This window comes from Vibrio sp. 1727, from assembly GCF_033344415.1.
In the GTDB taxonomy this organism is placed as follows: domain Bacteria; phylum Pseudomonadota; class Gammaproteobacteria; order Enterobacterales; family Vibrionaceae; genus Vibrio; species Vibrio alginolyticus.
This window is the reverse complement of the sequence record NZ_JAWPOT010000118.1, coordinates 1-941: the sequence shown is the minus strand read 5'-3', so window position 1 is coordinate 941 and position 941 is coordinate 1. Positions and strand designations below refer to the sequence as shown.

1 protein-coding gene is annotated in these 941 nt (G+C 45.1%); it reads left to right on the top strand.

Annotated elements, in window-relative coordinates; all coding sequences use genetic code 11:
• On the top strand, positions 1 to 926 hold a 926-nt coding region (locus tag R8O10_RS24215; RefSeq protein ID WP_318191821.1), incomplete at its 5' end, for a DUF3080 domain-containing protein.
• Positions 927 to 941 lie beyond the last annotated feature (15 nt).

Genomic DNA, 941 nt, shown 5'->3' with positions numbered 1-941 from the left:
GCCATCAACGTTTGGCAAACGTACTCGACGTTCCCCCGAGAGAGCTTAACGAGGTTTCTGCTATCACGATTCCCGATAAAAGGGCTTTGTATCAAGAGCTGCCAAGATTGTCGCTAGGGTTACTAGAGAGTTACCAGCTGCGCCAATGCGGCCTGTTCAACCTGATTGCGGAAAAGAACTCCCAATTGGGCAAAGTACAAGACCCTTTCCATGACCTGGATTACCAGACCAATTTGCTCAACACACTCAATGGTTGTTTGACTGAATACCCCTTGAGCGAAGACGAACGCACGACGTTAACTAGCCTATATGAACAAAAATGGCAGCATCTTCCCGTTCATCTTGATAACGTTCTCCTCACAAGCGAAACCATGCGCAAGCAACTCACCGCTTCAAGTTGGTTATCAGCCAAAAGCCGCAATCAAACTGCTCATGTCAGTGAAACCTTTCATGCGCTAAATGCCATGTATGAGACGCCTCAAGGGGTCATTTCGCGCTTACCCTCTTTCTCCTTCGTGCAATATCAAGAGGAAATGGAAAAGTCTCGCTTGATGGGTAAGGTTTACTTCACTTTGAACAGCACTTCTGAGTGGCTTGATGTCACCACAAAATTGCTAGAAGAAAATCAGGAGCGCATTGTGTGTGGAAAGAATCGAGACACCACACAATTTCGCTATTTGAAAAATGTTTTCCAGTCAATTTATGTTGAAGAAGTACAGCCATACCTCGCCTTTGTCGACAGTACATATCAGCAGTTGAATGATGGTGCAATACTCATTGAGCAGAGAATGGAACTTCATGGGGAAAGTTATGGCGTGATAAAAGCGCATGAGCAATTTAGAACAAAGACCCTCGAACATGTTAAGTTCTGGCAGGGTCTTTTTAAACGTTGTGGCGTGGTAGTGGGAAACTCACCTACTCCTTGAATCGTTCTCTCAAAA